The sequence below is a fragment of the Pseudomonas sp. GD03903 genome (assembly GCF_029840045.1).
In the GTDB taxonomy this organism is placed as follows: Bacteria; Pseudomonadota; Gammaproteobacteria; order Pseudomonadales; family Pseudomonadaceae; genus Pseudomonas; species Pseudomonas pseudonitroreducens.
Genome location: NZ_JAOCBT010000026.1, coordinates 49364 through 74035 on the forward strand (window position 1 = coordinate 49364; position 24672 = coordinate 74035).

A 24672-nucleotide genomic window follows, 5' to 3' on the forward strand; every position below is an offset into this window, starting at 1 on the left:
CCGCACCGAGGGTGTCAGCCACAGAGCGCTGCGGCGTGGTGGCGCAGGTGATCTTCGATGAAGCTCGCAATGAAGTAATAACTGTGGTCGTAGCCAGGCTGCAGGCGCAGTTGCAGCGGGTGACCGACCGCAGCGGCGGCTTCGTGCAAGGCTTCGGGCTTGAGCTGGACGGCGAGGAAGTCGTCGCGATCGCCCTGATCCACCAGTATCGGCAGGCGCTCTACGGCACCCGCCAGCAGCTCCACGGCATCCCATTCGCGCCAGGCGGCCGGGTCCTCTCCCAGGAAACGGCCCAGTGCCTTCTGGCCCCACGGACAGTCGCTCGGATGAGTGATCGGCGCGAAGGCCGACAATGACAGGTAACGCCCCGGATTGCGCAGGGCGCAGATCAGGGCACCATGGCCACCCATGGAGTGCCCGCTGATGCCGCGCTTGCGGGAAACCGGGAAGTTCGCCTCGATCAGCGCCGGCAGTTCCTGCACCACGTAATCGTGCATGCGGTAGTGCCGCGCCCAGGGCTCCTGGGTGGCGTTGACGTAGAAGCCCGCACCGAGACCGAAATCCCACGCACCATCCGGGTCACCCGGCACTTCCGGCCCGCGCGGGCTGGTGTCCGGCGCGACGATCACCAGTCCCAGCTCGGCAGCCATGCGCTGAGCGCCGGCCTTCTGCATGAAATTCTCGTCGGTGCAGGTCAGGCCGGACAGCCAGTACAGTACCGGCAAGCCCGCTTCAGGCTCGGCCTGGGGCGGCAGGTAGACCGCGAATACCATCTCGCAGCCGAGGGTTTCGGAACGGTGGCGGTAACGCTGGTGCCAGCCGCCAAAGCTTTTCTGGCTGCTGATCAGTTCGATGGAATCCGTCATGGAGTCCTCCTTTTCCGTGAAGCCGGGGCCACGAAGCCCCGGCCACGCGATCAGTAATGGATGACGGAGCGGATGCTCTTGCCTTCGTGCATCAGGTCGAAGGCTTCGTTGATCTTCTCCAGGCCCATGGTGTGGGTGATGAAGGTATCCAGCGGAATCTCGCCCTTCTGCGCCTTCTCCACATAGCTCGGCAGCTCGGTGCGGCCCTTCACGCCGCCAAAGGCGGAACCGCGCCAGACGCGACCGGTGACCAGCTGGAACGGACGCGTACTGATTTCCTGGCCGGCGCCAGCGACGCCGATGATGGTGGATTCGCCCCAGCCCTTGTGGCAGCACTCCAGCGCCGCACGCATCAACTGGACGTTGCCCACACACTCAAAGGAATAGTCCACGCCGCCATCCGTCATTTCGACGATCACTTCCTGGATCGGCTTCTGATGGTCCTTCGGATTGACGAAATCGGTAGCACCCAGTTCCTTGGCGATATCGAACTTCGCCGGGTTGATGTCCACCGCAATGATGCGCGAAGCCTTGGCCATTTTCGCACCGATGATCGCCGCCAGGCCGATGCCGCCCAGGCCGAAGATGGCGACGGTAGCGCCTTCTTCCACCTTGGCGGTATTCAGCACAGCGCCGATGCCGGTAGTGACGCCGCAGCCGAGCAGGCAGACCTTTTCCAGCGGAGCTTCCTCAGGAATCTTCGCCAGGGAGATTTCCGGCAGCACGGTGTACTCGGAGAAAGTCGAGCAGCCCATATAGTGGTAGATCGGCTCGCCCTTGTAGGAAAAGCGGCTGGTGCCATCGGGCATCAGGCCCTTGCCCTGGGTGGCGCGCACGGCCTGGCAGAGATTGGTCTTGCCGGATTTGCAGAACTTGCACTCACGGCATTCGGCGGTGTACAGCGGGATCACGTGATCACCGACCTTCAGCGATGTCACGCCCTCACCCACTGCCTCGACGATGCCGCCACCCTCGTGCCCCAGGATGCACGGGAACACGCCCTCGGAGTCCTGGCCGGACAGGGTGTATGCGTCGGTGTGACAGACGCCGGTGGCAACGATACGCACCAGCACCTCCCCCTTCTGCGGCGGCGCCACATCCACTTCGACGATTTCCAACGGCTGGTTGGGGGCGAAGGCGACGGCGGCACGGGACTTGATCATCGGGAAACTCCTGAACAAAGGAAACGACAACGCCCGCCTGTGGCGGACGGATTCGGCGCGCTGGCCGAGAAACCGGGACGGGCCGGGGCCACGTCGGGGAGCGTTCGGGACGGCATGTAAGAAGCGCACCCCAAAGCCTTGGAAGTGTAGAAAACCCTGTTTCAGGGAATAATCAGGCAATAATCAAAACATTATTGCCATACAGGGACAATCCAGATGCATCGCTGGGAAGGGCTGGACGAATTCGTCGCCGTCGCCGAAACAGGTCAGTTCACCGCCGCCGCCGAGCGCCTCGGGGTGTCTTCGTCCCACGTCAGCCGCCAGGTCGCACGACTGGAAGAGCGACTGCAGACCCGCCTGCTCTACCGCAACACCCGCAAAGTCACGCTCAGCGAAGCCGGCCAGACCTTCCTGCAGCATTGCCGACGCCTGCAGGACGCGCGGGAAGAAGCCCTGCGCGCAGTCAGCGACTTGTCCGCCGAACCCAAGGGGCTGTTACGCATGACTTGTGCGGTCGCCTACGGCGAGCGATTCGTGGTGCCGCTGGTCAATGAGTTCATGGCGCAGTTCCCACAACTGCGGGTAGAGATCGAACTCTCCAACCGCCAGCTCGACCTGCTTCACGAAGGTTTCGACCTGGCGATCCGCCTCGGCCGCCTCAGTGATTCGCGGCTGGTGGCGACGCGGCTGGCGCCGCGGGTGATGTACCTCTGTGCCACGCCGGAGTACCTCGCACGCCACGGCACGCCACAGGGTACCGGCGAGCTGGCACAGCACAATTGCCTGGTGGGCAGCAGCGACCAGTGGAGTTTTCTCGAGGATGGCCGGGAAACCCAGCACCGGGTGCAAGGCAACTGGCGCTGCAACAGTGGCCAGGCGGTGCTGGACGCCGCGTTGCGTGGCTTCGGTTTGTGCCAATTGCCGGATTACTACGTGCTGGAGCACTTGCGCAGCGGCAGCCTGATATCCCTGCTGGATGCACATCGACCGCCCAATACCGGGGTCTGGGCGCTGTATCCACAGCAGCGACACCTGTCGCCCAAGGTCCGTCAACTGGTGGATCATCTCAAGCAAGGCCTGCAGTTCCTGCAGCCCGCCGCATTGCCCTGAAGCAAGCGCGCGGACGAGGCCTTGGCTAGAATGGGCGGTTTCCCACCCTTCGGATCAAGGACGACGACATGTCAGCCCTTTCTTCCTTCCGCGAGCGCTATTTGCTGCGCTTCTGGTCGCCATTGCCGACCCTGGTCGCCCTGGGCGTCATCTCGGCTTACTACTTCGCCATGACCGGCACCTTCTGGGCGGTGACCGGTGAATTCACTCGCTGGGGCGGCCACGTGCTGTCCTGGTTCGGCCTGCAGCCCCAGGAATGGAGCTACTTCAAGATCATCGGCCTGCAGGGCACGCCGCTGGATCGTGTCGATGGCGTGATGATCATTGGCATGTTCCTCGGCGCGCTGGCCTGCGCGCTCTGGGCCGGCAACGTCAGCCTGCGCTGGCCTACCAGCAAGCGCCGCCTGCTGCAGGGCCTTATCGGCGGGGTGATCGCCGGATTCGGCGCGCGCCTGGCGATGGGTTGCAACCTGGCGGCTTTCTTCACCGGTATCCCGATGTTCTCGGTGCACGCCTGGGCCTTCATGTTCTCGACGGTAATCGGCGCCTGGTTCGGCGTGAAGATCAGCCTGCTGCCGTTCCTGCGTATTCCGCTGAAGGTTGGCGGCAAGGCCGCCGCCCTGCCGAGTGCCGAAGCCCTGGCTCATCGCGCCAGACTGCAGTGGCGCCTGGGCCTGGGCGTGCTGGCGATCGCTGCGCTGTTCGCCGCCTGGCGCTTCGAGGTCTCCCTGGTGCTGGGCATGGCCTGCCTGTTCGGCCTGCTGTTCGGCGGCCTGATCGAACGCGCGCAGATCTGCTTCACCAGCGCCGCGCGCGATCTCTGGACCACCGGCCGGACCCAGGCAGCATTCGGCATCCTGCTGGGCATGGCTGCTGCTTGTGTCGGCACCTTCGCGGCGATCCACAACGGCCTGCCGCCGAAGATCTTCTGGATGGGTCCGAACGCCGTGATCGGCGGCGTGCTGTTCGGCATCGGCATCGTGCTGGCCGGCGGCTGCGAGACCGGCTGGATGTATCGCTCGATGGAAGGCCAGGTGCATTTCTGGGTGGTCGGCGTCGGCAACGTGATCGGCGGCACACTGGTCGCGGTGTTCTGGGACCAGCTCGGCACCAGCCTTGCCCTGCCCTATCCCAAGCTCAACCTGCTGCAGGAATTCGGCCCCGGCGGCGGCCTGCTGATTACCTTCGCCGGCCTCGCCCTGTGCATGCTGCTGGTGCAGCTCAACGCACAGCGCTTCACTCGTAAACGGAAAGCCAACGATGTCCGAAACCAAGACGCCGACGCTGTCGCTTGATCTGCGCGGCGAGCACTGCCCGTACAACGCCATCGCCACCCTGGAAACCCTGGAGACGCTCAAGCCAGGCGATCTGCTGGAAGTGATCACCGACTGCTCGCAGTCGGTGCATGGTATTCCGGAAGACACCAAGCGCCATGGCTATCACTGCCTGGCGGTTGAACAGCATGGCGCGCTGTTCCGCTTCCTGATCGAGGTCCCGCTGCTGGGCTGAGGGTGCTTTTGTAGGAGCGGGCTCCGCCCGCGATGAGCCCGAATCGCGCCGGAAGCCAATCGCGGACAAAGTCCGCTCCTACGAGACGCTTGTGCGCTTGGGGCGGCCCTCACCCTAACCCCAGGGGAGAGGGGACCGTTCGGTGCAGGGTGAAAGGCCGGCAACAGCCGGCACGGACAGCTCCCTCTCCCCCTGGGAGAGGGCAGGGGCGAGGGGAAAGCATCGGCACGGGCTTCCCGAGAAAGACAGTTGCTCCTACGGTCCAGCCCGGCGCGCAGCCGGTAAAGAGCGAGCTTGCTCGCGAACCTGCCCAGCACTGAAGTCGCCGGAAACTTTGTTCGCGAGCAAGCTCGCGCCTACAGAGGCTGGATATGCCGCGAACGGTCGAGGGCCGGCGAGCAGGAATCAGTGCTTGGCGAAGTTGCGCTGCAGGCGTTGCAGGTCTTCCGGAGTGGTGACCTTGATATTGTCCACCCGCCCTTCCACCATGCGCGGCGCATAGCCCGCCCACTCCATGGCAGAAGCCTCGTCGGTGATGGCCGCATCGGCCACCAGCGCATCGGCGAGCGCACGATGCAGCGCACCGAGGCGAAACATCTGCGGAGTGTAGGCCTGCCAGACCACGCTGCGATCGATGGTTTCGACTACCCGACCATCAGTACCAACACGCTTCAAGGTATCGCGCGCGGGTACACCGAGCAGGCCACCTACGGCGTCGAATTCCAACTCGTCCAGCAGGCGATCCAGATCGGTTCGCGCAAGGTTCGGCCGGGCGGCATCGTGCACCAGCACCCAGTCGTCCGGCGTGGCGCCCAGTTCGGTGAGGCGCAACAAGCCGTTGAGCACGGAATCGGCGCGTTCGCGGCCACCATCGGCGCGCTGGATCCGCTCGTTGGAAGCGCTTGGCAGGGTCGGCCACCAGGGATCGTCGGCAGCCAGGCAGACTACCAGCCCTTTCAGGCGGGGATGGCCGAGGAAGCAATCGAGGGTGCGCTCGAGAATGCTGCGGCCGGCAAGGTCGAGGTATTGCTTGGGGCGGTCGGCGCGCATCCGCGAACCGATGCCTGCGGCCGGAATCACGGCCCAGAAGGCGGGAGTGTTCATTGCGCGAGCTGGTAGAGGGTTTCCTTGTCCTTGACCATGCCGAGTTCGTGACGGGCACGCTCCTCGACGGTCTCGGTGCCTTTCTTGAGCTCGGCCACTTCGGCCTCGAGGATGCGGTTACGCTCGAGCAGGCGCTCGTTCTCACCCTGCTGATCGGCGATCTGCTTCTGCAGCTCACGCACCTGCGCCAGGCTGCCATCACCCACCCACAGGCGATACTGCAGGCCGGCCAGCGCCAGGATCAGCACAAGAAACAGCCAGTAGGGGCTACGTAACCTCAAACCTTCAGCTCCATACGCAAAGGGGTGGCTCCTGCCACCCCTTCACCGTACCAGACTAGGATCAGCCGCGGAATTCCGCGCGACCACGGTACGGCGCCTTGGCGCCCAGCTGCTCTTCGATGCGCAGCAGCTGGTTGTACTTGGAAACGCGGTCGGAGCGGCACAGCGAACCGGTCTTGATCTGACCAGCGGCAGTACCGACGGCCAGGTCAGCGATGGTGCTGTCCTCGGTTTCGCCCGAACGGTGCGAGATCACCGCGGTGAAGCCGGCGGCCTTGGCCATCTGGATGGCTTCCAGGGTCTCGGTCAGCGAGCCGATCTGGTTGAACTTGATCAGGATCGAGTTGCCGATCTTCTCGTCGATGCCGCGCTTGAGGATCTTGGTGTTGGTGACGAACAGGTCGTCACCGACCAGTTGCACCTTCTCGCCGATCTTGTCGGTCAGGACTTTCCAGCCAGCCCAATCGGACTCGTCCATACCATCTTCGATGGAGATGATCGGGTAGCGCTGGGTCAGGCCGGCCAGGTAGTCGGCGAAACCTTCGGCGCTGAATACCTTGCCTTCGCCTTCGAGGTCGTACTGGCCGTCCTTGAAGAACTCGGAGGAGGCGCAGTCCAGGGCCAGGGTCACGTCTTCGCCCAGCTTGTAGCCGGCATTGGCGACAGCTTCGGCGATGGCAGCCAGGGCGTCTTCGTTGGAAGCCAGGTTCGGTGCGAAGCCACCTTCGTCACCCACGGCGGTGTTCAGGCCACGGGCCTTCAGCACGGCCTTGAGGTGGTGGAAGATCTCGGCGCCCATGCGCAGCGCGTCGGCGAAGTTCTTGGCACCTACCGGCTGAACCATGAACTCCTGGATGTCGACGTTGTTATCGGCGTGCTCGCCACCGTTGATGATGTTCATCATTGGAACCGGCATGGAGTACTGGCCCGGAGTGCCGTTCAGGTCGGCGATGTGCGCGTACAGCGGCACGCCCTTGGCCTGTGCGGCGGCCTTGGCGGCGGCCAGGGACACGGCGAGGATCGCGTTGGCGCCCAGCTTGCCTTTGTTCTCGGTGCCGTCGAGGTCGATCATCGCGTGATCCAGACCTTTCTGGTCAGCCGCGTCCTTGCCCAGCAGCAGGTCGCGGATCGGGCCATTGATGTTGGCCACGGCCTTCAGTACGCCTTTGCCCAGGTAACGGCTCTTGTCGCCATCGCGCAGTTCGAGAGCCTCGCGGGAACCGGTGGATGCACCGGACGGTGCGCAAGCGCTGCCGACGATGCCGTTGTCCAGGATCACGTCCGCTTCAACGGTCGGGTTGCCGCGGGAGTCCAGGACCTCACGGCCCTTGATGTCGACGATCTTTGCCATTCTTGATAACACTCCGAAGATAGAGATAAACGGGGCGGCTGGTGAGACTCAGGCAGTCTCGATTACGGGGAAACTCTTCACCAGGTCGTCCAACTGCTTGAGCTGGGACAGGAAAGGTTCGAGCTTGTTCAGGCGCAGGGCACACGGACCGTCGCACTTGGCGTTCTCGGGGTCCGGATGGGCCTCCAGGAACAGGCCGGCGAGGCCCTGGCTCATGCCGGCCTTGGCCAGGTCGGTGACCTGGGCGCGGCGGCCGCCGGCGGAATCGGCGCGACCGCCCGGCATCTGCAGGGCATGGGTCACGTCGAAGAACACCGGGTACTCGAACTGCTTCATGATGCCGAAGCCGAGCATGTCCACCACCAGGTTGTTGTACCCGAAGGAGGAGCCACGCTCGCAGAGGATCAACTGGTCGTTACCCGCTTCCTCGCACTTGCGCAGGATGTGTTTCATCTCCTGCGGCGCGAGGAACTGGGCCTTCTTGATATTGATCACCGCGTTGGTCTTGGCCATCGCCACGACCAGGTCGGTCTGCCGCGACAGGAAGGCCGGCAGCTGGATGATGTCGCAGACCTCGGCCACCGGAGCGGCCTGGTAAGGCTCGTGCACGTCGGTGATGACCGGCACCTTGAAGGTCTTCTTGATCTCCTCGAAGATCTTCAGCCCTTCTTCCATGCCCGGACCACGGAACGAGGTGATCGAGGAACGGTTGGCCTTGTCGAAGCTGGCCTTGAACACGTAAGGGATACCGAGCTTCTCGGTGACCTTCACGTACTCTTCGCAGACCTGCATCGCCAGGTCGCGCGACTCCAGCACGTTCATGCCGCCGAACAGCACGAACGGCAGGTCGTTGCCGATCTGGATATCACCGACGCGGATGATCTTCTGGGTCATGTTCAGGCTTTCCCGGCTTGCTTCAGGGCGGCGTTGACGAAGCCGCTGAACAGCGGGTGGCCATCACGCGGGGTGGAAGTGAATTCCGGGTGGAACTGGCAGGCGACGAACCACGGATGATCCGGAGCCTCGACCACTTCGACCAGCGCACCGTCGCCGGAGCGGCCGGAGATCTTCAGGCCGGCGGCTTCCAGTTGCGGACGCAGGTTGTTGTTCACTTCATAACGGTGACGGTGACGCTCGACGATCACTTCCTTGCCGTAGCAGTCGTGCACCAGGGTACCGGCGGAGAGCAGGCACTCCTGGGCGCCCAGGCGCATGGTGCCGCCCAGGTCGGAAGCCTCGGTGCGCACTTCGGTGGCGCCGGTGGCGTCCTGCCATTCGGTGATCAGGCCGACGACCGGATGGCCGCTGGACTTGTCGAACTCGGTGGAGTTGGCATCGGTCCAGCCCAGCACGTTGCGGGCGTATTCGATGACAGCCACCTGCATGCCCAGGCAGATGCCCAGGTACGGAACCTTGTTCTCACGGGCGTACTGCACGGCGGTGATCTTGCCTTCCACGCCGCGCAGGCCGAAGCCGCCCGGAACCAGGATGGCGTCGGCGCCTTCGAGCAGGCTGGTGCCCTGTTGCTCGATGTCCTCGGAGTCGATGTAGCGCAGGTTGACCTTGGTGCGGCTCTGGATGCCGGCATGGGTCATGGCCTCGATCAGCGACTTGTAGGCGTCGAGCAGCTCCATGTACTTGCCGACCATGGCGATGGTGACTTCACGCTCGGGATTGAGCTTGGCGTCGACCACCCGGTCCCACTCGGACAGGTCAGCCGGGCCGCACTCGAGGCCGAAGCGCTCGACGACGAAATCATCGACGCCCTGGGCATGCAGCACGGACGGAATGCGGTAGATGGTGTCGACGTCTTCCAGCGAGATGACCGCACGCTCTTCCACGTTGGTGAACAGGGCGATCTTGCGGCGGGAGGAGACGTCCACCGGATGGTCGGAACGGCAGACCAGGATGTCCGGCTGCAGGCCGATGGAGCGCAGCTCCTTGACCGAATGCTGGGTCGGCTTGGTCTTGGTCTCGCCGGCAGTGGCGATGTACGGGACCAGCGTCAGGTGCATCAGCATGGCGCGGCGCGAACCGATCTCCACGCGCAGCTGGCGGATGGCCTCGAGGAAAGGTTGCGATTCGATATCACCGACGGTGCCGCCGACTTCAACCAGGGCCACGTCGGCATCGCCGGCGCCCTTGATGATGCGACGCTTGATTTCGTCGGTGATGTGCGGGATCACCTGCACGGTAGCGCCCAGATAGTCACCACGGCGCTCCTTGCGCAGCACGTCCATGTAGACGCGACCGGTGGTGAAGTTGTTGTTCTGGGTCATCGTGGTACGAACGAAACGCTCATAGTGGCCCAGATCGAGGTCGGTCTCGGCACCGTCGTGGGTGACGAACACCTCACCGTGCTGGAACGGGCTCATGGTGCCCGGATCGACGTTGATGTAGGGGTCCAGCTTGAGCATCGTGATCTTCAGGCCACGCGCTTCCAGAATGGCAGCCAAGGAAGCCGAGGCGATGCCTTTCCCCAATGAAGAAACAACACCACCCGTGACGAAGATGTAGCGCGTCATGAAAAGCCCTGAATGTCAGCGTTTAGGCGGCTCGGCCGCCGGGGAAGCGAAGGTGTCGGGTACAAGACCCGGCTCACGACTTCGTCGTGAAAATAGCGAACTCCCGCTGATTCCGGGGGAATCGACGGGAGCGGTACAAGACGGGAGCGTAGTCTACCGGAAAGCGGCTATCAGCTCAAACCCGAGTCATTCGTCGGAGGTGTCCAGCGCAGGGTCCAGCCCTGTCCCGGCTCCCCGCGCAGGTCCGGCAGCAGCGCTACACCGAGCAGTTCGTCGGCTCGCCAGAGCAATGGCAGACGGCCACGCAGGAAGGCGGGTATGGCCGCTTCGTTGAGCAGCCGTTTCAGGTCACGTCGACCACGCCCAGGCAGCGTCATTACCTCGCCGCCCTGGCGATAGCGGATTTCCAGCGGCCCGCTCGGCGGCTCGCCCTCCAGACGCAACGAACCATTACCCGGCAGCGAAAGTGGCCGCGACGGCTCATGCCAAACCTGATTCAGCGGGACGAAATCCAGCCACTGGCTGGCCAGCCACCAGAGCCGGCCATGGGCACGACGCAACTCGCCATCGGCAAGCCGCCAGATTGGCTCAGCGTCTTCGCGGGCATCGCGCAAATCCTGCCAGCCAGCCCAATGCGCGCTATCGGGCAGGCGCGCCAGGGGAGCGAGCCAGTGCCGCAGCGCGTTGCGCTGACGCGGTTCGCTCAACTCAACAAGGGCAGCAAGGGCCAGTGAGGGAAGCTGCATGCCGATGTACTCGGACCGCGCACCGGCGCCGATCAGATCGTTCTGCGCCAACTCACCCAGCAGCCCCTCGGCTTCCGCCAGGTGCTCGGCGCTGCGAGCAATGGTTTCGACAGCTGCGGGCCAACGCCGAACGACACCCGGAAGGACGTTGTTGCGCAGGTAGTTGCGGTCATGCTCGTCACTGGCGTTGGAAGGATCCTCCACCCAGCTCAGGCCCTGGCCGCGGGCATAGGCTTCCAGTTGCTGGCGGGTGACGCCCAGGAGCGGGCGCAACAACTCGCCAACGCCCAGCGCACGGCTCGGCGCCATCCCCGACAGCCCGCGCACACCCGCTCCCCGGAACAGCCGGAACAGCACGGTTTCAGCCTGATCGTCGCGGTGCTGGCCAGTCAGCAGGCACTCACCTGCGGCCAGTGCCGATACGAACACCCGGTAACGCGCCTCGCGCGCCGCACGCTCGAGGCTGGCGCCACCATCGACCTGTACTCGCGCGAACTGTATTGGCACACCGAGGGAATTGCAGAAGCGCTGGCAATGCGCCGGCCAGGCATCAGCGACAGCCTGCAGGCCGTGGTGGACATGGATGGCGGATATCGGCGGCAAGGCTTCGCGACGGGCGAGCTGTACCAGCAGATGCAGGAGGACGGTGGAATCGAGGCCACCGGAATAAGCCACGCGCCACGCCGGCGCGGTGCGCCAGGGAGCAAGGAAGTTCAGCAGCAGTGATTCAAGGGACATGGCGCAGGTCGGCAGGGTCGGGGACGAGGCAAGGATACCTCGTCACCCGCACTGCGCCGAAGGCGTCGATCAGGCGACGCCGTAGCTCATCAGGCGCTCGTAGCGGCGCGCGAGGAGTTCGTCGGTGCTCAACTGGTTCAGCGTGTCGAGTTGGCCGAGCAGGGACTGACGAATGGTCTCGGCCATGGCAGCCGGATCGCGGTGGGCGCTGCCCAGTGGCTCGGGAATGACGTTGTCGACGATCCCCAGGTCCTTCAGGCGGTTGGCGGTGATGCCCATGGCCTCGGCCGCTTCGGGCGCCTTCTCGGCAGTACGCCAGAGGATCGAAGCGCAGCCTTCGGGCGAGATCACCGCGTAGGTGGAGTACTGCAGCATGTTCAGTTGGTCGCACACGCCGATGGCCAGCGCACCGCCCGAACCGCCTTCGCCGATCACGGTAGCAATGATCGGGGTTTTCAGGCGTGCCATGACACGCAGGTTCCAGGCGATCGCTTCGCTCTGGCCACGCTCTTCGGCGTCAATGCCCGGGTAGGCGCCAGGGGTATCGATGAAGGTCAGGATCGGCATCTTGAAGCGTTCGGCCATTTCCATCAGGCGGCAGGCCTTGCGGTAGCCTTCCGGGCGCGGCATGCCGAAGTTGCGGCGCACCTTCTCGCGCACTTCGCGGCCCTTCTGGTGGCCGATGATCATCACCGGCTGGTCTTCCAGACGGGCAACGCCGCCGACGATCGCGGCGTCATCGGAGAAGTGGCGATCACCGTGCAGCTCTTCGAACTCGGTGAAGATGTGCTCGATGTAGTCCAGGGTATAGGGGCGACGCGGATGGCGCGCGAGCTGAGCGATCTGCCAGCTGGACAGGTTGCCGAAGATGTTCTCGGTCAGCGCCTTGCTCTTTTCCTGAAGACGGGAGATTTCGTCGGTGATGTTCAGGGCGTTGTCGTTACCGACCAACCGCAACTCTTCGATCTTGGCGTGCAGGTCGGCGATGGGCTGTTCGAAATCGAGAAAATTCGGGTTCATGGGCTATCCGTCGTTCTGTTGGCGGCTGGGCCTGGTCCGTAGGCGCCCTACCTTACGGTATCGGGCGCCGAGGGTCGAGACTGGCGGGCGGGCGGCCTTTGGCCACCGCCGCGCTAGCGGTAGTTCAGGAAGACGTTGTCGCGGCCGAACTGGTCACGCAGCGCTTGAATCAGGTTGTCTGCCGGGTCGATCCGCCACTGCTCGCCGAACTGCAACAGGGCGCGCGCCTGCTCGCCGCTGTAGTCGACGGTGACCGGACAACTGCCCCGGTGGCGGGTGCACAGATCGGCCAGCCAGCGCAGGCGGTCGCCCTTGAGGGCGTCGGCATGCACACGCACGCGCAGGCTCTCGGCCAGCGAAGTACGGGCCTCTTCCAGGCCCATCACGCGCTTGGCGCGCAGGCGCAGGCCGCCGGAGAAATCGTCCTGGCTGACTTCACCCTCGATCACCACCAGTGCGTCGGTCTGCAGCAGCGCCTGGTTGGCGGCGAAGGCTTCGGCGAACAGCGAGGCTTCGATGCGACCGGAGCGGTCGTCCAGGGTCACGAAGCCCATTTTGTCACCGCGCTTGTTCTTCATCACCCGCAGGTTGACGATCAGGCCGGCAACCGTCTGGGTATCGCGCGCTGGCTTCAGCTCGACGATGCGCTGGCGGGCAAAACGCCGTACCTCACCCTCGTACTCATCGATCGGGTGGCCGGTCAGGTACAGGCCGAGAGTGTCCTTCTCGCCCTTCAGACGCTCCTTGAGGTTGAGTTCCTTGACCTTGCGGTGGTTGGCGTAGACATCGGCCTCGGGCTCGGCGAACACCCCACCGAACAGGTCCATGTGGCCACTATCGTGGCTGCGCGAGGTCTGCTCGGCGGCTTTCACGGCTTCTTCCATGGAGGCCAGCAGCACGGCACGGTTGATGTCGACGTGGGCGTGGTAGGCCTTCTGTTCCTCATGGAAGTGCGGACCGAGGCGGTCCAGCGCACCGGCGCGGATCAGCGCCTCCAGGGTGCGCTTGTTGACGCGCTTGAGATCGATGCGGTCGCAGAAGTCGAACAGGTTCTTGAACGGGCCGCCTTCATTTCGGCACTCGGTGATTGCCTCTACCGGGCCTTCGCCGACGCCCTTGATCGCACCCAGTCCGTAGACGATCTGGTCGTCCTCGTCGACGGTGAAGCGGAACTCGGAGTTGTTCACGTCCGGCGCCAGGATGCGCAGCTTCATGTGGCGACACTCTTCGATGAGCGTCACCACCTTGTCGGTGTTCTGCATATCCGCGGTGAGTACCGCAGCCATGAACGGGGCTTTCCAGTGGGTTTTCAGCCAGGCGGTCTGGTACGACACCAGGCCGTAGGCAGCCGAGTGCGACTTGTTGAAGCCGTAGCCGGCGAATTTTTCCACCAGGTCGAAGATGTTGCCCGAGAGGTTGGCGTCGATGCCGTTGTTGGCACAACCCTCGATGAAGCCGCCGCGCTGCTTGGCCATTTCCTCGGGCTTCTTCTTGCCCATGGCACGGCGCAGCATGTCCGCGCCACCGAGGCTGTAGCCCGCCATCACCTGAGCGATCTGCATCACCTGCTCCTGGTACAGGATGATGCCGTAGGTGGGCTTGAGCACCGGCTCGAGACCGGCATACTGGTAATCCGGGTGCGGGTAGGAGATTTCCTCACGACCGTGCTTACGGTTGATGAAGTCGTCCACCATGCCCGACTGCAGCGGGCCGGGACGGAACAGCGCCACCAGTGCGATGAGGTCTTCCAGACAGTCCGGCTTGAGCTTCTTGATCAGCTCCTTCATGCCGCGCGATTCAAGCTGGAAGACCGCGGTGGTCTCCGCCTTCTGCAGCAGGTCGTAGGTTTTCTTGTCATCCAGCGGGATACGGTCGATGTCGACCAGATCGGTGTCGCCGTTCTTCTTCTGGATGCGGTGGATGATTTCCATCGCCCACTTGATGATGGTCAGGGTACGCAGGCCGAGGAAGTCGAACTTCACCAGGCCGGCAGCCTCCACGTCGTCCTTGTCGAACTGGGTCACCAGGCCGGCGCCCTCTTCGTCACAGGCGATCGGTGCGAAATCGGTCAGTTTGGTCGGCGCGATCACCACGCCACCGGCGTGCTTGCCGGTACCACGGGTGACGCCTTCCAGCTTGAGTGCCATGTCCCAGATTTCCTGGGCTTCCTCGTCGGTCTTGAGGAAGTCGCGAAGCATTTCCTCCTGCTCGAAGGCCTTCTCCAGGGTCATGCCCACTTCGAAGGGGATCATCTTCGACAGCTTGTCGGCCAGGCCATAGGACTTGCCCTGTACCCGCGCCACGTCGCGGACCACCGCCTTCGCGGCCATGGAGCCGAAGGTGATGATCTGGCTGACAGCGTTGCGACCGTAAGCACCGGCCACGTAGTCGATAACCCGGTCACGGCCTTCCATGCAGAAGTCGACGTCGAAGTCGGGCATGGAAATACGTTCGGGGTTGAGGAAGCGCTCGAACAGCAGGTCATAGGCCAGCGGGTCGAGGTCGGTGATCTTCAGCACGTAGGCGACCAGCGAGCCGGCACCCGAGCCCCGGCCAGGACCTACTGGCACGCCGTTGTTCTTGGCCCACTTGATGAAGTCCATCACGATCAGGAAGTAGCCGGGGAAGCCCATCTGGATGATGGTGCCCAGTTCGAACTCCAGGCGGTCGACGTAGATCTGCCGCTTCTCTTCGTAGTTCGGCGTGGTTTCCTTCGGCCAGAGCACCGCCAGGCGCTCCTCCAGGCCCTCGTAGGAGACATGGCGCAGATATTGGTTGATATCCATGTCGTCGTAGGGGATCGGGAAGTTGGGCAGGAAGTACTTGCCCAGCTGTACGTCGATGTTGCAGCGCTTGGCAATCTCGACGGAGTTTTCCAGGGCCTCGGGGATGTCGCTGAACAGCTCGGCCATTTCTTCCGGGCTCTTCAGGTACTGCTGGTCGGAATAGTTGCGCGAACGGCGCGGATCATCCAGGGCGCGGCCTTCGCCGATGCACACGCGAGTCTCGTGGGCCTCGAAGTCCGTCTCCTTGATGAAGCGCACGTCATTGGTCGCCACCAGCGGCGCGCCACTGCGTGCCGAAAGAGCCACGGCGGCATGCACGTGCTCTTCGTCGTTGACCCGGTTGGTACGCTGGATGTCCAGGTAGAAGCGATCCGGGAACACTTCCAGCCACTCAGCCAACAGCGAGTCCGCATGGGCATCGTCGCCTTCCAGCAGGGCCATGCCGATCTCGCCCTCCTTGGAGCCGGACAGCGCGATCAGGCCTTCGGCCGCGTCCTTGACCCATTGGCGCTCGATGATGATCTCGCCGTTGCGCTGGCCTTCCTGCCAGCCGCGGGAAATCAGCTCGGTGAGGTTGCGGTAGCCCTTGGCGTTCATCGCCAGCAGCGTCAGGCGAGTGAGCGGGCCGTCCTCATCGCGGTTGGCCAGCCAGATATCGGCACCACAGATCGGCTTGATGCCGCCACCCATGGCGGTCTTGTAGAACTTCACCAGCGAGCACATGTTGCTCAGGTCGGTCACCGCCACTGCCGGCATCCCTGCTCCCCCGACCGCCTTGATCAACGGCTTGACCCGTACCAGGCCGTCAACCAGGGAGAATTCGGTGTGCAGACGCAGGTGAACGAAGGTGGCGGTCATGGTGGTCCTTGGCAAACGCGAAAAACGGCAAGCCCCGGATTGTACCGGGGCTGTCCGCAAAGCTACAGGGATCAATGGGCCAGCCGTCGCAGCCGCTGCATCAGCGCACCGGAGAACAGCCTGCCAGGGGAATTTTCAGAGTAATAACAAAGTGTTACAGGATGCCGCCGGCATCTTCGAGCAAAGCCCGCACCGGACCGAAAGAACGCCGGTGAATAGGCGTGGGGCCCAGGCGCCTGAGGGCTTCGAGGTGCACCGGAGTCGGGTAGCCCTTGTGCCCGCCAATCCCGTAGCCAGGGTACTGCGCTTCCATTTCCTGCATCTCGCGGTCGCGGCTGACCTTGGCCAGGATCGAGGCGGCGGCGATAGCCGGGACCTTGGCGTCGCCCTGCACCACCGGTGCCGAGGGGACTTTCAGCTTCGGGCAACGATTACCGTCGATCAGCGCCAGTTTCGGCGTGACGCTGAGGCCTTCCACCGCACGCTGCATGGCGAGCATGGTGGCGTGAAGGATGTTGAGCTGGTCGATTTCATGCACGTCGGCACGGGCAATGCACCAGGCCAGCGCCTTCTCGCGGATTTCCTCGAACAGCGCCTCGCGACGGGCCTCACTGAGCTTCTTGGAATCGTTGAGGCCCTTGATCGGACGCGCCGGGTCCAGAATCACCGCGGCTGTGACTACCGGACCGCACAACGGGCCGCGACCGACTTCGTCGACACCGGCAACCAGTTCTTCCACCAGGGTGAAATCCAGGCCCATCTGCATCAGCGTTTCTCCACCAGGGCGAGCACCGCTTCGGCGGCCTGCGCGGACGCATCCTGGCGCAGGGCGCGATGGATGGCATCGAAGGATTCGGTTTGCACACTGCCATCATCGAGCAGCGGCAGCAGCGTGGCGGCCAGCGCCTCGGGGGTTGCCGCGTCCTGGATCAGTTCCGGCACCAACAGACGGCCGGCCAGCAGGTTCGGCAGCGAAATATAGGGGCTTTTCACCAGGCGCTTGAGGATGCGGTAGGTCATCGGCGCCACCTTGTAGGCGACGACCATCGGCCGCTTGTACAACAGCGCTTCCAAAGTGGCGGTGCCAGAGGCGATCAGCACAGCATCGCAAGCAGCCAGGGCCTCGTGGGAAGCGCCGTCGAGCAACTGCACCGGTAAGTCGCGGCCGGCGAGCATTTCTTCGATTTGCACCCGGCGCTCAGGACTGGCACAGGGCAGCACGAACCTCAGGCCAGGGCGATCCTGCAGCAGGCGCTGGGCAGTATCGAGGAACAGCGCACCGAGCTTACCGACCTCCCCTCCCCGGCTGCCGGGCAGGAGCGCAACGACACTGTCGCCCTCGGGAAGGCCGAGACGCACGCGCGCACCGGCACGATCAGCCTCCAGCGGAATAGTGTTGGCCAGCGGGTGGCCGACGAAACGCACCGGGACCGCATGCTCTTCATAGAAGCGCGCCTCGAAGGGGAACAGTGCGAGCATCAGGTCGCAGGCGTCCTTGATCTTCAGCACACGCTTCTGTCGCCAGGCCCAGACTGATGGACTGACGTAGTGCACCGTGCGAATGCCAGCACGGCGCAGCTTCAATTCGATGTTCAGGTTGAAGTCCGGCGCATCGATGCCGATGAACACGTCCGGCTTGGCAGCGATCAGCATCTGCACCAGGTCCTTGCGCCGGCGCAGCAGTTCGCGCAGGCGGCCAAGTACCTCGACCAGGCCCATGACCGCCAGGCGCTCCATCGGGAAATGCGATTGCAGCCCTTCGGCCTGCATGCGCGGACCGCCGACACCGATGAACTCGATATCGGGGTGGCGCTGCTTGAGTGCCTGCATGAGGCCGGAGCCGAGGATATCGCCGGACGCCTCGCCCGCGACCAGGGCGACGCGCAGCTTGCGTGCGGTCGGTTGCATGGTCAGCGGGTGATGCCGCGGGTGGAGCTCTGGATGGAGTCACGGAACACCGCGACTTCCGGGAACTGCTCGGAGGCTTCCGCCAACTCGGCAAGTGCCTCGTCCACGGTCAGCCCCTGGCGGTAGACCACCTTGTAGGCACGACGCAGCGCCTGGATCGACTCGGCGCTGAAACCACGGCGGCGCAAGCCCTCGAAGTTCATGCTGCGGGCCTCGGCAGGGTTGCCGAAGACCGTGACATAGGCCGGCACATCCTTGCCAATGGTCGTGCCCATACCGGAGAAGGCGTGAGCGCCGATGCGGCAGAACTGGTGCACCAGGGTGTAACCGGAAAGAATTGCCCAGTCATCCACGTGAACATGTCCCGCCAGTGCGGTGTTATTCACGAGGATGCAATGGTTGCCGATCACACTGTCATGGCCGACATGAACATAGGCCATGAACAGGTTATGGTCGCCGATGGTGGTTTCCGAGCGGTCCTGGATAGTGCCGCGATGGATGGTGACACCCTCGCGGATCACGTTGTGATCGCCGATCACCAGGCGAGTCGGTTCGCCCTTGTACTTCAGGTCGGGGGTATCTTCACCCACGCTGGAGAACTGGAAAATCCGATTGTGCCTGCCGATCTTCGTGGGGCCTTTGACCACCACGTGGGGACCGATCACCGTACCTTCGCCGATCTCCACATCCGGCCCGACCATGGACCAGGGGCCCACTTCTACGTCGTCAGCCAGCTTTGCGCGCGGGTCGATGATGGCGCGAGGATCGATCAAACTCATAGTTTGCGTTCCGCACAGATAATTTCAGCCGAGCACACCGCCTTGTCATCGACGGTCGCGTGGCAATCGAACTTCCAGATGCCGCGCTTGACGCTGATGAACTGGGCGTTGAGCTGCAGTTGGTCGCCCGGCAGGACCGGCTGGCGGAAGCGCAGCTTGTCGGAGCCGACGAAGTAATACAGGGTACCGTCGGCCGGCTTCACGTCGAGCATCTTGAAACCGAGGATGCCGGCAGCCTGTGCCATCGCCTCGATGATCAGCACGCCCGGCATGATCGGGTGCTGCGGGAAGTGGCCATTGAAGAACGGCTCGTTGATGCTGACATTCTTGTAGGCGCGAATGCGCTTGGCCTCGATGTCCAGCTCCACCACCCGATCCACCAGCAGGAAAGGGTAGCGATGAGGCAGGTATTCGCGAATCTCGTTGATGTCCATCATGTTCAGGGGAGCCTGTTCAGAAAAGGGAAACGCCAAAAAATGCGTGGATCACGCATCTGATGGAGCGTCTCCGCTTGGGGTCACGGCGGCCAGGCGCTTTTCCAGCTGCTGCAGACGACGGGCCATGTCATCCAGCTGACGAATGCGCGCGGCACTCTTCTTCCATTCAGCCGCAGGCTGCATGGCGGTACCGGAGGAGTAGGAGCCCGGTTCGGTGATCGAACGGGTCACCATGGTCATCCCGGTGACGAAGACGTTGTCGCAGATCTCGATATGGCCCACCAGGCCGACGCCACCAGCGAGCATGCAATGCTTGCCGATCTTGGCGCTGCCGGAAATTCCGCAGCAGCCGGCCATGGCGGTGTGATCACCGATCTGCACGTTGTGGGCGATCATGATCTGGTTGTCCAGCTTCACGCCGTTGCCCACGATGGTATCGGACAGCGCACCACGGTCGATGGTGGTGTTGGCGCCGATCTCGACGTCATCCCCCAGGGTCACGCCGCCTATCTGCGCGATCTTCTGCCAGATACCCTGGTGGTTGGCGAAGCCGAAGCCCTCGCCACCCAGCACGGCGCCGGACTGGATCACCACGCGCTTGCCGATACGCACGTCGTGGTAAAGCGTCACGCGCGGCGCAAGCCAGCCGCCCTCGCCGATCACGCTGCGCGCACCAACGAAGCAGTGGGCGCCGATGGTGACGTTCGCGCCGATTTGGGCGCCCGCCTCGATCACGGCATAGGGACCGACACTGGCGCTCGCATCGACCTGCGCACCTTCATCAACCACCGCGGTGGGATGAATGCCAACCGCCGCCTTGGGCTTGCGATCGAACTGATGGGACAGGCCGGCATAGGCCAGGTACGGATTGGGGACGATCAGTGCATTACCGGCGAAGCCTTCGGCATCAGCAGCAGTCAGCAGGATGGCGCTGGCCTGGCTGTCGGCAAGGAACTTGCGGTACTGCGGATTGGCCAGGAAGCTCAGTTGGCCGGTGCCTGCATCCTGCAGGGTAGCCAGCCCGCTGATCACCTGAGCGGGATCGCCGCGCAACTCGGCATCGAGTTGCGCGGCCAGTTCGGCGAGAGTAAAGGACAGCTCGGTCATCATCAGCGCAGTTGGTTCATGCGCTCGATGACTTGGCGGGTGATGTCGTACTGCGGCTTCACGTCAACCACGGCACCACGCTCGACCACGAGGTCATAACCACCTTTCTTGATGGTTTCCTCGACGGCCTGGTCCAGCTTCGGCTTGAGCTTCTTCAGCATGTCGCGGTCAGCAACGGCCTTGGCTTCGTTCAGCTCCTTGGACTGGAACTGGAAGTCACGAGCCTTCTGCTTGAAGTCGCCTTCGGCCTTTTCACGCTCGGCGTTGGACATCTTGCTGCCGCCGTTGACCAGCTTGTCCTGCAGGGCCTTGGCATCGGTTTCCAGGGCCTTGAGCTTGGTCAGTTGGGGGCCGAACTTCTTCTCGGCGTCGACGGCATACTGCTTGGCCGAATCGGACTCGAGGAGTGCCATCTGATAGTTGAGCACCGCGATCTTCATGTCGGCGAACGCGGGGCTCGCTGCCAGGGCGGCGGTGATCAGGACGAACTGGGTCAACTTACGCACAATGCACTCCTGCACAAAGCATGGTTGTCATTACAACGATACGGCCAATTAGAAGGTCTGTCCCAGGGAGAACTGGAAGATCTGGGTCTCGGCGTTGTCCGGCTTCTTGATCGGAGTCGCCAGGCTGAAGCTCAGCGGACCCAGAGCGGTGATCCAGGTCAGGCCCACACCGGCAGACATCGCCATGTCCTGGAACTTGACGCCATCGCAACCCTGCGTGGAAGACGTCGGGCAGTCGGTATCGAACACGTTACCGATGTCGTAGAACAGCACGGTCCGCAGCTGGCGCTGGTCCTTCACGAACGGCAGCGGGAACAGCAGCTCCGCACCACCAGTGATCAGGATGTTACCACCGAAGGCTTCCGGATCCTGATCCGGGTCGGTGTAGCGGCCTTTACTATCCGGGCCGGGGATCTGATTGCCATTGGCATCGCGGGCAATACTCGGGGTACTGCGCGGGCCGAGCGAGCTGTCCTTGAAGCCACGCACCGAGTTGAAGCCACCGGCGTAGTAGTTCTCGTAGAACGGCAGGCGGTCGGTGTCGCCATACGCACCGCCATAACCGAGCTCGGTATGGAAGCGCATGGTGTAGTTCTCGGTGAGCGGCGCAAAGATCTGGCCGCGGTAGTCGAGCTTGTAGAACGACAGGTCGCTACCCGGAACGGTGGTTTCCAGCACCAGGCTCTGCGAGTGACCACGGTTCGCCAGCACACCCTTGTTCAGGGTCGATTCGGACCAGCCGATGGACGCCTTGAAGTTGGTGAAGCTGTCGCCTTCCTTCTCGATGAAGTCGAAGATTTCATCCACGGTGTAGGCGCCGGTATCGATGTCGTCGCGCTGCACGGTCAGGCCGTAGGTCAGGCGCGAGGTCTCGCTGATCGGGTAGCCAATGCTGACACCGGCACCCAGGCTGTTCACCGAGTAGCTGGAAACGTCGACGTCGAGCTGGTCGTAGTCGGTCTTGCGGTAGAAGGCGTTGTAACCCAGGCTCACACCGTCGACGGTCCAGTAGGGGTCGACGAAGCCGAAGTTGTAACGGGTCTGGTAGTCGGACTTGGTCAGGCCGATGCTGACCTTGTTACCGGTACCCAGGAAGTTGTTCTGGCTGATCGAGCCGCCAAGGATCAGGCCGGCGCTCTGGGCGAAGCCCACGCTGGCGGTGATCGAGCCGGACGGCTGTTCTTCCACGCTGTAGTTGACGTCGACCTGGTCGTCGGTGCCCGGTACGGCCGGGGTCTCGACGTTGACTTCCTTGAAGTAGCCCAGGCGCTCCAGGCGCTGCTTGGACTGGTCGATCAGGTAGGTCGAGGCCCAGCCGCCTTCCATCTGGCGCATTTCGCGACGGAGAACTTCGTCCTCGGTCTTGGTGTTGCCACGGAAGTTGATGCGGTTGACGTAGGCGCGCTTGCCCGGGTCGACCACGTAGGTGATCGACACGGTCTTGTTCTCGTCGTTCGGCTCGGGAACGCCGTTGACGTTGGCGAAGGTGTAGCCCTCGTTACCCAGACGGCGGGTGATCAGGTCGGAGGTAGTGGTCATCACCTTGCGGGAGAACACCTGGCCCTTCTTCACCAGCAGCAGCTTCTTCACTTCCTCTTCCGGCACTTTCAGGTCGCCGGAGAGCTTCACGTCGCTGACGGTGTACTTCTCGCCTTCGTTTACGTTGACGGTGATGTAGACGTGCTTCTTGTCCGGGGTGATGGACACCTGGGTGGAGGCGATATCCATGTGGATGTAGCCGCGGTCCAGGTAGTAGGAACGCAGGCGCTCCAGGTCGCCGGAGAGCTTCTCGCGGGAATACTTGTCGTCGTTCTTGAAGAAGGACAGCCAGTTGGTGGTCTTCAGCTCGAACAGGTCGGTCAGGTCTTCCTCGGAGAAGACGGTGTTGCCCACCACGTTGACATGGGCGATGGCCGCCACGGTGCCTTCGTTGATGTTGATCTTCAGCGCGACACGGTTGCGCGGCTGCGGCACCACTTCGGTCTCGATCTCCGCGGAGTAGCGGCCCTGGGCCACGTACTGGCGCTGCAGCTCGTTACGCACGCCCTCGAGGGTCGCGCGCTGGAAGATTTCGCCTTCGGAAAGGCCGGACTGCTTCAGACCCTTCATCAGGTCTTCGGTGGTGATCGCCTTGTTGCCCTCGATCTCGATGCTGGAGATGGACGGACGCTCGACCACGTTGACGATCAGCACATTGCCATCACGGCTGAGCTGGATGTCCTGGAAGAAACCGGTCTTGAACAGCGAGCGGGTCGCTTCGACCAGGCGGCGATCGTCGATCTGCTCGCCGACGTTCAGCGGCAGCGCCGCGAACACGCTGCCGGCAGACACGCGCTGCAGGCCGTTGACCCGGATATCGGAAACAGTGAAGGACTCGGCGTGAACCTGGGCGATCATCAGCGCGGAAAGGGCCGCGGGAAGCAGAAAGCGTTTCATGGAGTCCTTTTATTCCAACTGACAAATAGAGAATCTGCCGCAAATGGCGGCAGATCCGAAAACCAATGGGCGGTTACAGTCGACTCAGATCGTTGACCAGGGCCAACAACATGACCCCGACTACCAGGCTGATGCCAATCTGCATCCCCCAAGCCTGGACCCGCTCCGACAATGGGCGACCTCGCACCCACTCGACCATGTAGAACAGCAGATGCCCGCCATCGAGGACGGGAATCGGCAACAGGTTGAGAACCCCCAAGCTGATGCTCAGATAAGCGAGGAAATGCAGAAAATCCCCTACGCCTGACTGGGCTGAAGCGCCCGCCACTTTAGCAATGGTTATCGGCCCGCTCAAGTTTTTTACCGAGAGCTGCCCAAGCACCATTTTCTTTAGAGAATCCAGAGTTAGCAGGCTCATGGACCAGGTTCGGGAGAGTGCCTGCCCGACCGCCGCCACCGGCCCATAGCTCACTTCGCGGAGCATTTCCGGCGGCCATTGTCCACCTGCGACACCAGCCCCCAGGTAACCGGTGCGGGCCTTGCCCTCGCCTTTGGCTGCCAGGGTCAGGGCAAGTTCCTCGCGCTGACCGGCGCGCTCGATCCCCAGCGTGACCTTGCCCTCGGGCATGGCGCGAACACGCGAGACAACTTCCTGCCAATCCGTGACCGACTGGCCATCCAGACTGACAAGTCGGTCACCAATCTGCAGACCGGCCGCCTTGGCAGGCCCCTTGTCATCCAGCTCGGCGATCACCGGTGCGACAGCAGGTCGCCAGGGCTGGATCCCCAGACCACCGATGGGATCAGGATTGTCTTCGTTCTTCAGCCAGGAACTGATGCGCACCTGGTGCACCGCGGGAACGCTCGAACCCTGTTCCAGTACTGCAACACTCAGCTCGCCGGTTTCACCGAGACGGCGCACCAGCTGCAGGTTCACGCTGCTCCAGCCATCGACGGCTTCACCGTCCACCGCAACCACTTCCTGGCCGGAGGCCAGGCCAGCCAGCGCCGCTGGGCTATCCGCCACCACCGAGCCGATGATCGGCTTGATCTGCTGGCTGCCGAGCATGGCCAGGACCCAGAAGAACAGGATGGCCAGCAGGAAGTTGGCCACCGGACCGGCGGCAACAATGGCGATACGCTGGAACACGGTCTTGCGGTTGAAGGCGCGGTCGAGCAGCTCGGCGGGAACATCGCCCTCTCGCTCGTCGAGCATCTTCACGTAGCCGCCCAGGGGGATAGCGGCAACGACAAATTCGGTGCCCTGGCGATCATGCCAGCGCACCAGCGGCGTACCGAAACCGACGGAAAAGCGCAGGACCTTGACCCCGCAGCGCCGTGCAACCCAGAAATGTCCGAACTCGTGGAAGGTGACCAGTACGCCCAGGGCGACAATCAGTCCCACCACCATATAAAGGGCGCTCATCGCTACCTCCTCGGGC

The 24672-nt window shown here is 63.3% G+C and carries 21 protein-coding genes; 3 read left to right on the forward strand and 18 right to left on the reverse strand.

Going from position 1 to position 24672, the window contains the following annotated elements:
- Positions 1 to 14: 14 nt before the first annotated feature.
- Positions 15 to 866: an S-formylglutathione hydrolase gene (fghA, locus tag N5C91_RS28070; protein ID WP_279833557.1), complete on the reverse strand. Its 852-nt coding sequence runs from the start codon at positions 864 to 866 to the stop codon at positions 15 to 17.
- A 50-nt stretch (positions 867 to 916) separates the two neighbouring features.
- Positions 917 to 2029, reverse strand: coding sequence for an S-(hydroxymethyl)glutathione dehydrogenase/class III alcohol dehydrogenase (locus N5C91_RS28075; RefSeq protein WP_279833558.1), 1113 nt, complete (start codon positions 2027 to 2029; stop codon positions 917 to 919).
- 216 nt (positions 2030 to 2245) lie between these two features.
- On the opposite strand from N5C91_RS28075, the gene N5C91_RS28080 reads away from it, so the two are divergent.
- From N5C91_RS28080 to yedF, 3 genes are all read left to right on the forward strand, one after another.
- On the forward strand, positions 2246 to 3139 hold the full coding sequence (locus N5C91_RS28080; protein WP_279833560.1) for a LysR substrate-binding domain-containing protein: 894 nt from the start codon (positions 2246 to 2248) through the stop codon (positions 3137 to 3139).
- Between the two features lie 68 nt (positions 3140 to 3207).
- Positions 3208 to 4434 (forward strand): selenium metabolism membrane protein YedE/FdhT, encoded by a 1227-nt coding sequence (gene yedE / locus N5C91_RS28085; RefSeq protein WP_279833561.1) that lies wholly within the window; start codon positions 3208 to 3210, stop codon positions 4432 to 4434.
- Complete coding sequence (gene yedF, locus N5C91_RS28090) at positions 4400 to 4648, forward strand: sulfurtransferase-like selenium metabolism protein YedF (RefSeq protein WP_279833563.1); 249 nt, start codon at positions 4400 to 4402, stop codon at positions 4646 to 4648. Before yedE ends, yedF begins: the two co-directional genes overlap by 35 nt.
- 405 nt (positions 4649 to 5053) lie before the next feature.
- Here the strand turns inward: yedF and ispD are convergent, their stop codons facing one another.
- The 16 genes from ispD to rseP all read right to left on the reverse strand — a co-directional run bounded on the left by ispD (position 5054) and on the right by rseP (position 24656).
- A complete protein-coding gene (gene ispD / locus N5C91_RS28095) occupies positions 5054 to 5752 on the reverse strand; it encodes a 2-C-methyl-D-erythritol 4-phosphate cytidylyltransferase (RefSeq protein ID WP_279833565.1) in 699 nt (232 codons plus the stop codon).
- A complete protein-coding gene (ftsB, locus tag N5C91_RS28100; protein ID WP_236173082.1) occupies positions 5749 to 6033 on the reverse strand; it encodes a cell division protein FtsB in 285 nt (94 codons plus the stop codon). The genes ispD and ftsB overlap by 4 nt, the downstream gene beginning before the upstream one ends.
- A 61-nt stretch (positions 6034 to 6094) precedes the next feature.
- Positions 6095 to 7384 carry a phosphopyruvate hydratase gene (gene eno / locus N5C91_RS28105; protein WP_088417964.1) on the reverse strand — a complete coding sequence of 430 codons (1290 nt, stop codon included), beginning with the start codon at positions 7382 to 7384 and terminating at the stop codon, positions 6095 to 6097.
- A gap of 48 nt (positions 7385 to 7432) precedes the next feature.
- Complete coding sequence (gene kdsA, locus N5C91_RS28110; protein ID WP_236173083.1) at positions 7433 to 8278, reverse strand: 3-deoxy-8-phosphooctulonate synthase; 846 nt, start codon at positions 8276 to 8278, stop codon at positions 7433 to 7435.
- 2 nt (positions 8279 to 8280) lie between these two features.
- Positions 8281 to 9909, reverse strand: coding sequence for a CTP synthase (locus tag N5C91_RS28115; protein ID WP_026079282.1), 1629 nt, complete (start codon positions 9907 to 9909; stop codon positions 8281 to 8283).
- Between the two features lie 170 nt (positions 9910 to 10079).
- On the reverse strand, positions 10080 to 11393 hold the full coding sequence (gene tilS / locus N5C91_RS28120; RefSeq protein ID WP_279833570.1) for a tRNA lysidine(34) synthetase TilS: 1314 nt from the start codon (positions 11391 to 11393) through the stop codon (positions 10080 to 10082).
- Between the two features lie 69 nt (positions 11394 to 11462).
- On the reverse strand, positions 11463 to 12413 hold the full coding sequence (gene accA, locus N5C91_RS28125) for an acetyl-CoA carboxylase carboxyl transferase subunit alpha (RefSeq protein WP_236173086.1): 951 nt from the start codon (positions 12411 to 12413) through the stop codon (positions 11463 to 11465).
- 113 nt (positions 12414 to 12526) lie between these two features.
- Positions 12527 to 16057: a DNA polymerase III subunit alpha gene (gene dnaE / locus N5C91_RS28130; protein WP_279833573.1), complete on the reverse strand. Its 3531-nt coding sequence runs from the start codon at positions 16055 to 16057 to the stop codon at positions 12527 to 12529.
- Positions 16058 to 16211: 154 nt separating this feature from the next.
- Positions 16212 to 16823, reverse strand: a complete 612-nt coding sequence (rnhB, locus tag N5C91_RS28135) for a ribonuclease HII (protein WP_236173088.1) — start codon at positions 16821 to 16823, stop codon at positions 16212 to 16214.
- The gene (gene lpxB / locus N5C91_RS28140) at positions 16823 to 17965 is read right to left on the reverse strand and encodes a lipid-A-disaccharide synthase (protein WP_236173089.1); all 1143 of its coding nucleotides are present in this window, start codon (positions 17963 to 17965) and stop codon (positions 16823 to 16825) included. Before lpxB ends, rnhB begins: the two co-directional genes overlap by 1 nt.
- Positions 17966 to 17967: 2 nt before the next feature.
- Positions 17968 to 18744 carry an acyl-ACP--UDP-N-acetylglucosamine O-acyltransferase gene (gene lpxA, locus N5C91_RS28145; protein ID WP_236173090.1) on the reverse strand — a complete coding sequence of 259 codons (777 nt, stop codon included), beginning with the start codon at positions 18742 to 18744 and terminating at the stop codon, positions 17968 to 17970.
- The gene (gene fabZ / locus N5C91_RS28150; RefSeq protein WP_236173091.1) at positions 18741 to 19181 is read right to left on the reverse strand and encodes a 3-hydroxyacyl-ACP dehydratase FabZ; all 441 of its coding nucleotides are present in this window, start codon (positions 19179 to 19181) and stop codon (positions 18741 to 18743) included. Before fabZ ends, lpxA begins: the two co-directional genes overlap by 4 nt.
- Before the next feature lie 48 nt (positions 19182 to 19229).
- A complete protein-coding gene (gene lpxD / locus N5C91_RS28155) occupies positions 19230 to 20291 on the reverse strand; it encodes a UDP-3-O-(3-hydroxymyristoyl)glucosamine N-acyltransferase (RefSeq protein WP_279833575.1) in 1062 nt (353 codons plus the stop codon).
- The gene (locus N5C91_RS28160) at positions 20291 to 20794 is read right to left on the reverse strand and encodes an OmpH family outer membrane protein (protein WP_045210010.1); all 504 of its coding nucleotides are present in this window, start codon (positions 20792 to 20794) and stop codon (positions 20291 to 20293) included. The genes lpxD and N5C91_RS28160 overlap by 1 nt, the downstream gene beginning before the upstream one ends.
- Positions 20795 to 20842: 48 nt before the next feature.
- Positions 20843 to 23230 (reverse strand): outer membrane protein assembly factor BamA, encoded by a 2388-nt coding sequence (bamA, locus tag N5C91_RS28165; RefSeq protein ID WP_236173093.1) that lies wholly within the window; start codon positions 23228 to 23230, stop codon positions 20843 to 20845.
- 73 nt (positions 23231 to 23303) lie between these two features.
- Positions 23304 to 24656, reverse strand: coding sequence for a sigma E protease regulator RseP (gene rseP, locus N5C91_RS28170; protein WP_236173094.1), 1353 nt, complete (start codon positions 24654 to 24656; stop codon positions 23304 to 23306).
- Positions 24657 to 24672 lie beyond the last annotated feature (16 nt).

Coding starts and splice junctions, on each gene's coding strand:
- dnaE (WP_279833573.1), bottom strand. CDS start 16,057: ATGACCGCCACCTTCGTTCACCTGCGTCTGCACACCGAATTCTCCCTG.
- N5C91_RS28115 (WP_026079282.1), bottom strand. CDS start 9,909: ATGACGCGCTACATCTTCGTCACGGGTGGTGTTGTTTCTTCATTGGGG.
- N5C91_RS28080 (WP_279833560.1), top strand. CDS start 2,246: ATGCATCGCTGGGAAGGGCTGGACGAATTCGTCGCCGTCGCCGAAACA.
- bamA (WP_236173093.1), bottom strand. CDS start 23,230: ATGAAACGCTTTCTGCTTCCCGCGGCCCTTTCCGCGCTGATGATCGCC.
- rseP (WP_236173094.1), bottom strand. CDS start 24,656: ATGAGCGCCCTTTATATGGTGGTGGGACTGATTGTCGCCCTGGGCGTA.
- yedE (WP_279833561.1), top strand. CDS start 3,208: ATGTCAGCCCTTTCTTCCTTCCGCGAGCGCTATTTGCTGCGCTTCTGG.
- tilS (WP_279833570.1), bottom strand. CDS start 11,393: ATGTCCCTTGAATCACTGCTGCTGAACTTCCTTGCTCCCTGGCGCACC.
- fabZ (WP_236173091.1), bottom strand. CDS start 19,181: ATGATGGACATCAACGAGATTCGCGAATACCTGCCTCATCGCTACCCT.
- ispD (WP_279833565.1), bottom strand. CDS start 5,752: ATGAACACTCCCGCCTTCTGGGCCGTGATTCCGGCCGCAGGCATCGGT.
- N5C91_RS28075 (WP_279833558.1), bottom strand. CDS start 2,029: ATGATCAAGTCCCGTGCCGCCGTCGCCTTCGCCCCCAACCAGCCGTTG.
- fghA (WP_279833557.1), bottom strand. CDS start 866: ATGACGGATTCCATCGAACTGATCAGCAGCCAGAAAAGCTTTGGCGGC.
- yedF (WP_279833563.1), top strand. CDS start 4,400: ATGTCCGAAACCAAGACGCCGACGCTGTCGCTTGATCTGCGCGGCGAG.
- rnhB (WP_236173088.1), bottom strand. CDS start 16,823: ATGCAGATGGGCCTGGATTTCACCCTGGTGGAAGAACTGGTTGCCGGT.
- lpxD (WP_279833575.1), bottom strand. CDS start 20,291: ATGATGACCGAGCTGTCCTTTACTCTCGCCGAACTGGCCGCGCAACTC.
- lpxA (WP_236173090.1), bottom strand. CDS start 18,744: ATGAGTTTGATCGATCCTCGCGCCATCATCGACCCGCGCGCAAAGCTG.
- eno (WP_088417964.1), bottom strand. CDS start 7,384: ATGGCAAAGATCGTCGACATCAAGGGCCGTGAGGTCCTGGACTCCCGC.
- accA (WP_236173086.1), bottom strand. CDS start 12,413: ATGAACCCGAATTTTCTCGATTTCGAACAGCCCATCGCCGACCTGCAC.
- kdsA (WP_236173083.1), bottom strand. CDS start 8,278: ATGACCCAGAAGATCATCCGCGTCGGTGATATCCAGATCGGCAACGAC.
- lpxB (WP_236173089.1), bottom strand. CDS start 17,965: ATGCAACCGACCGCACGCAAGCTGCGCGTCGCCCTGGTCGCGGGCGAG.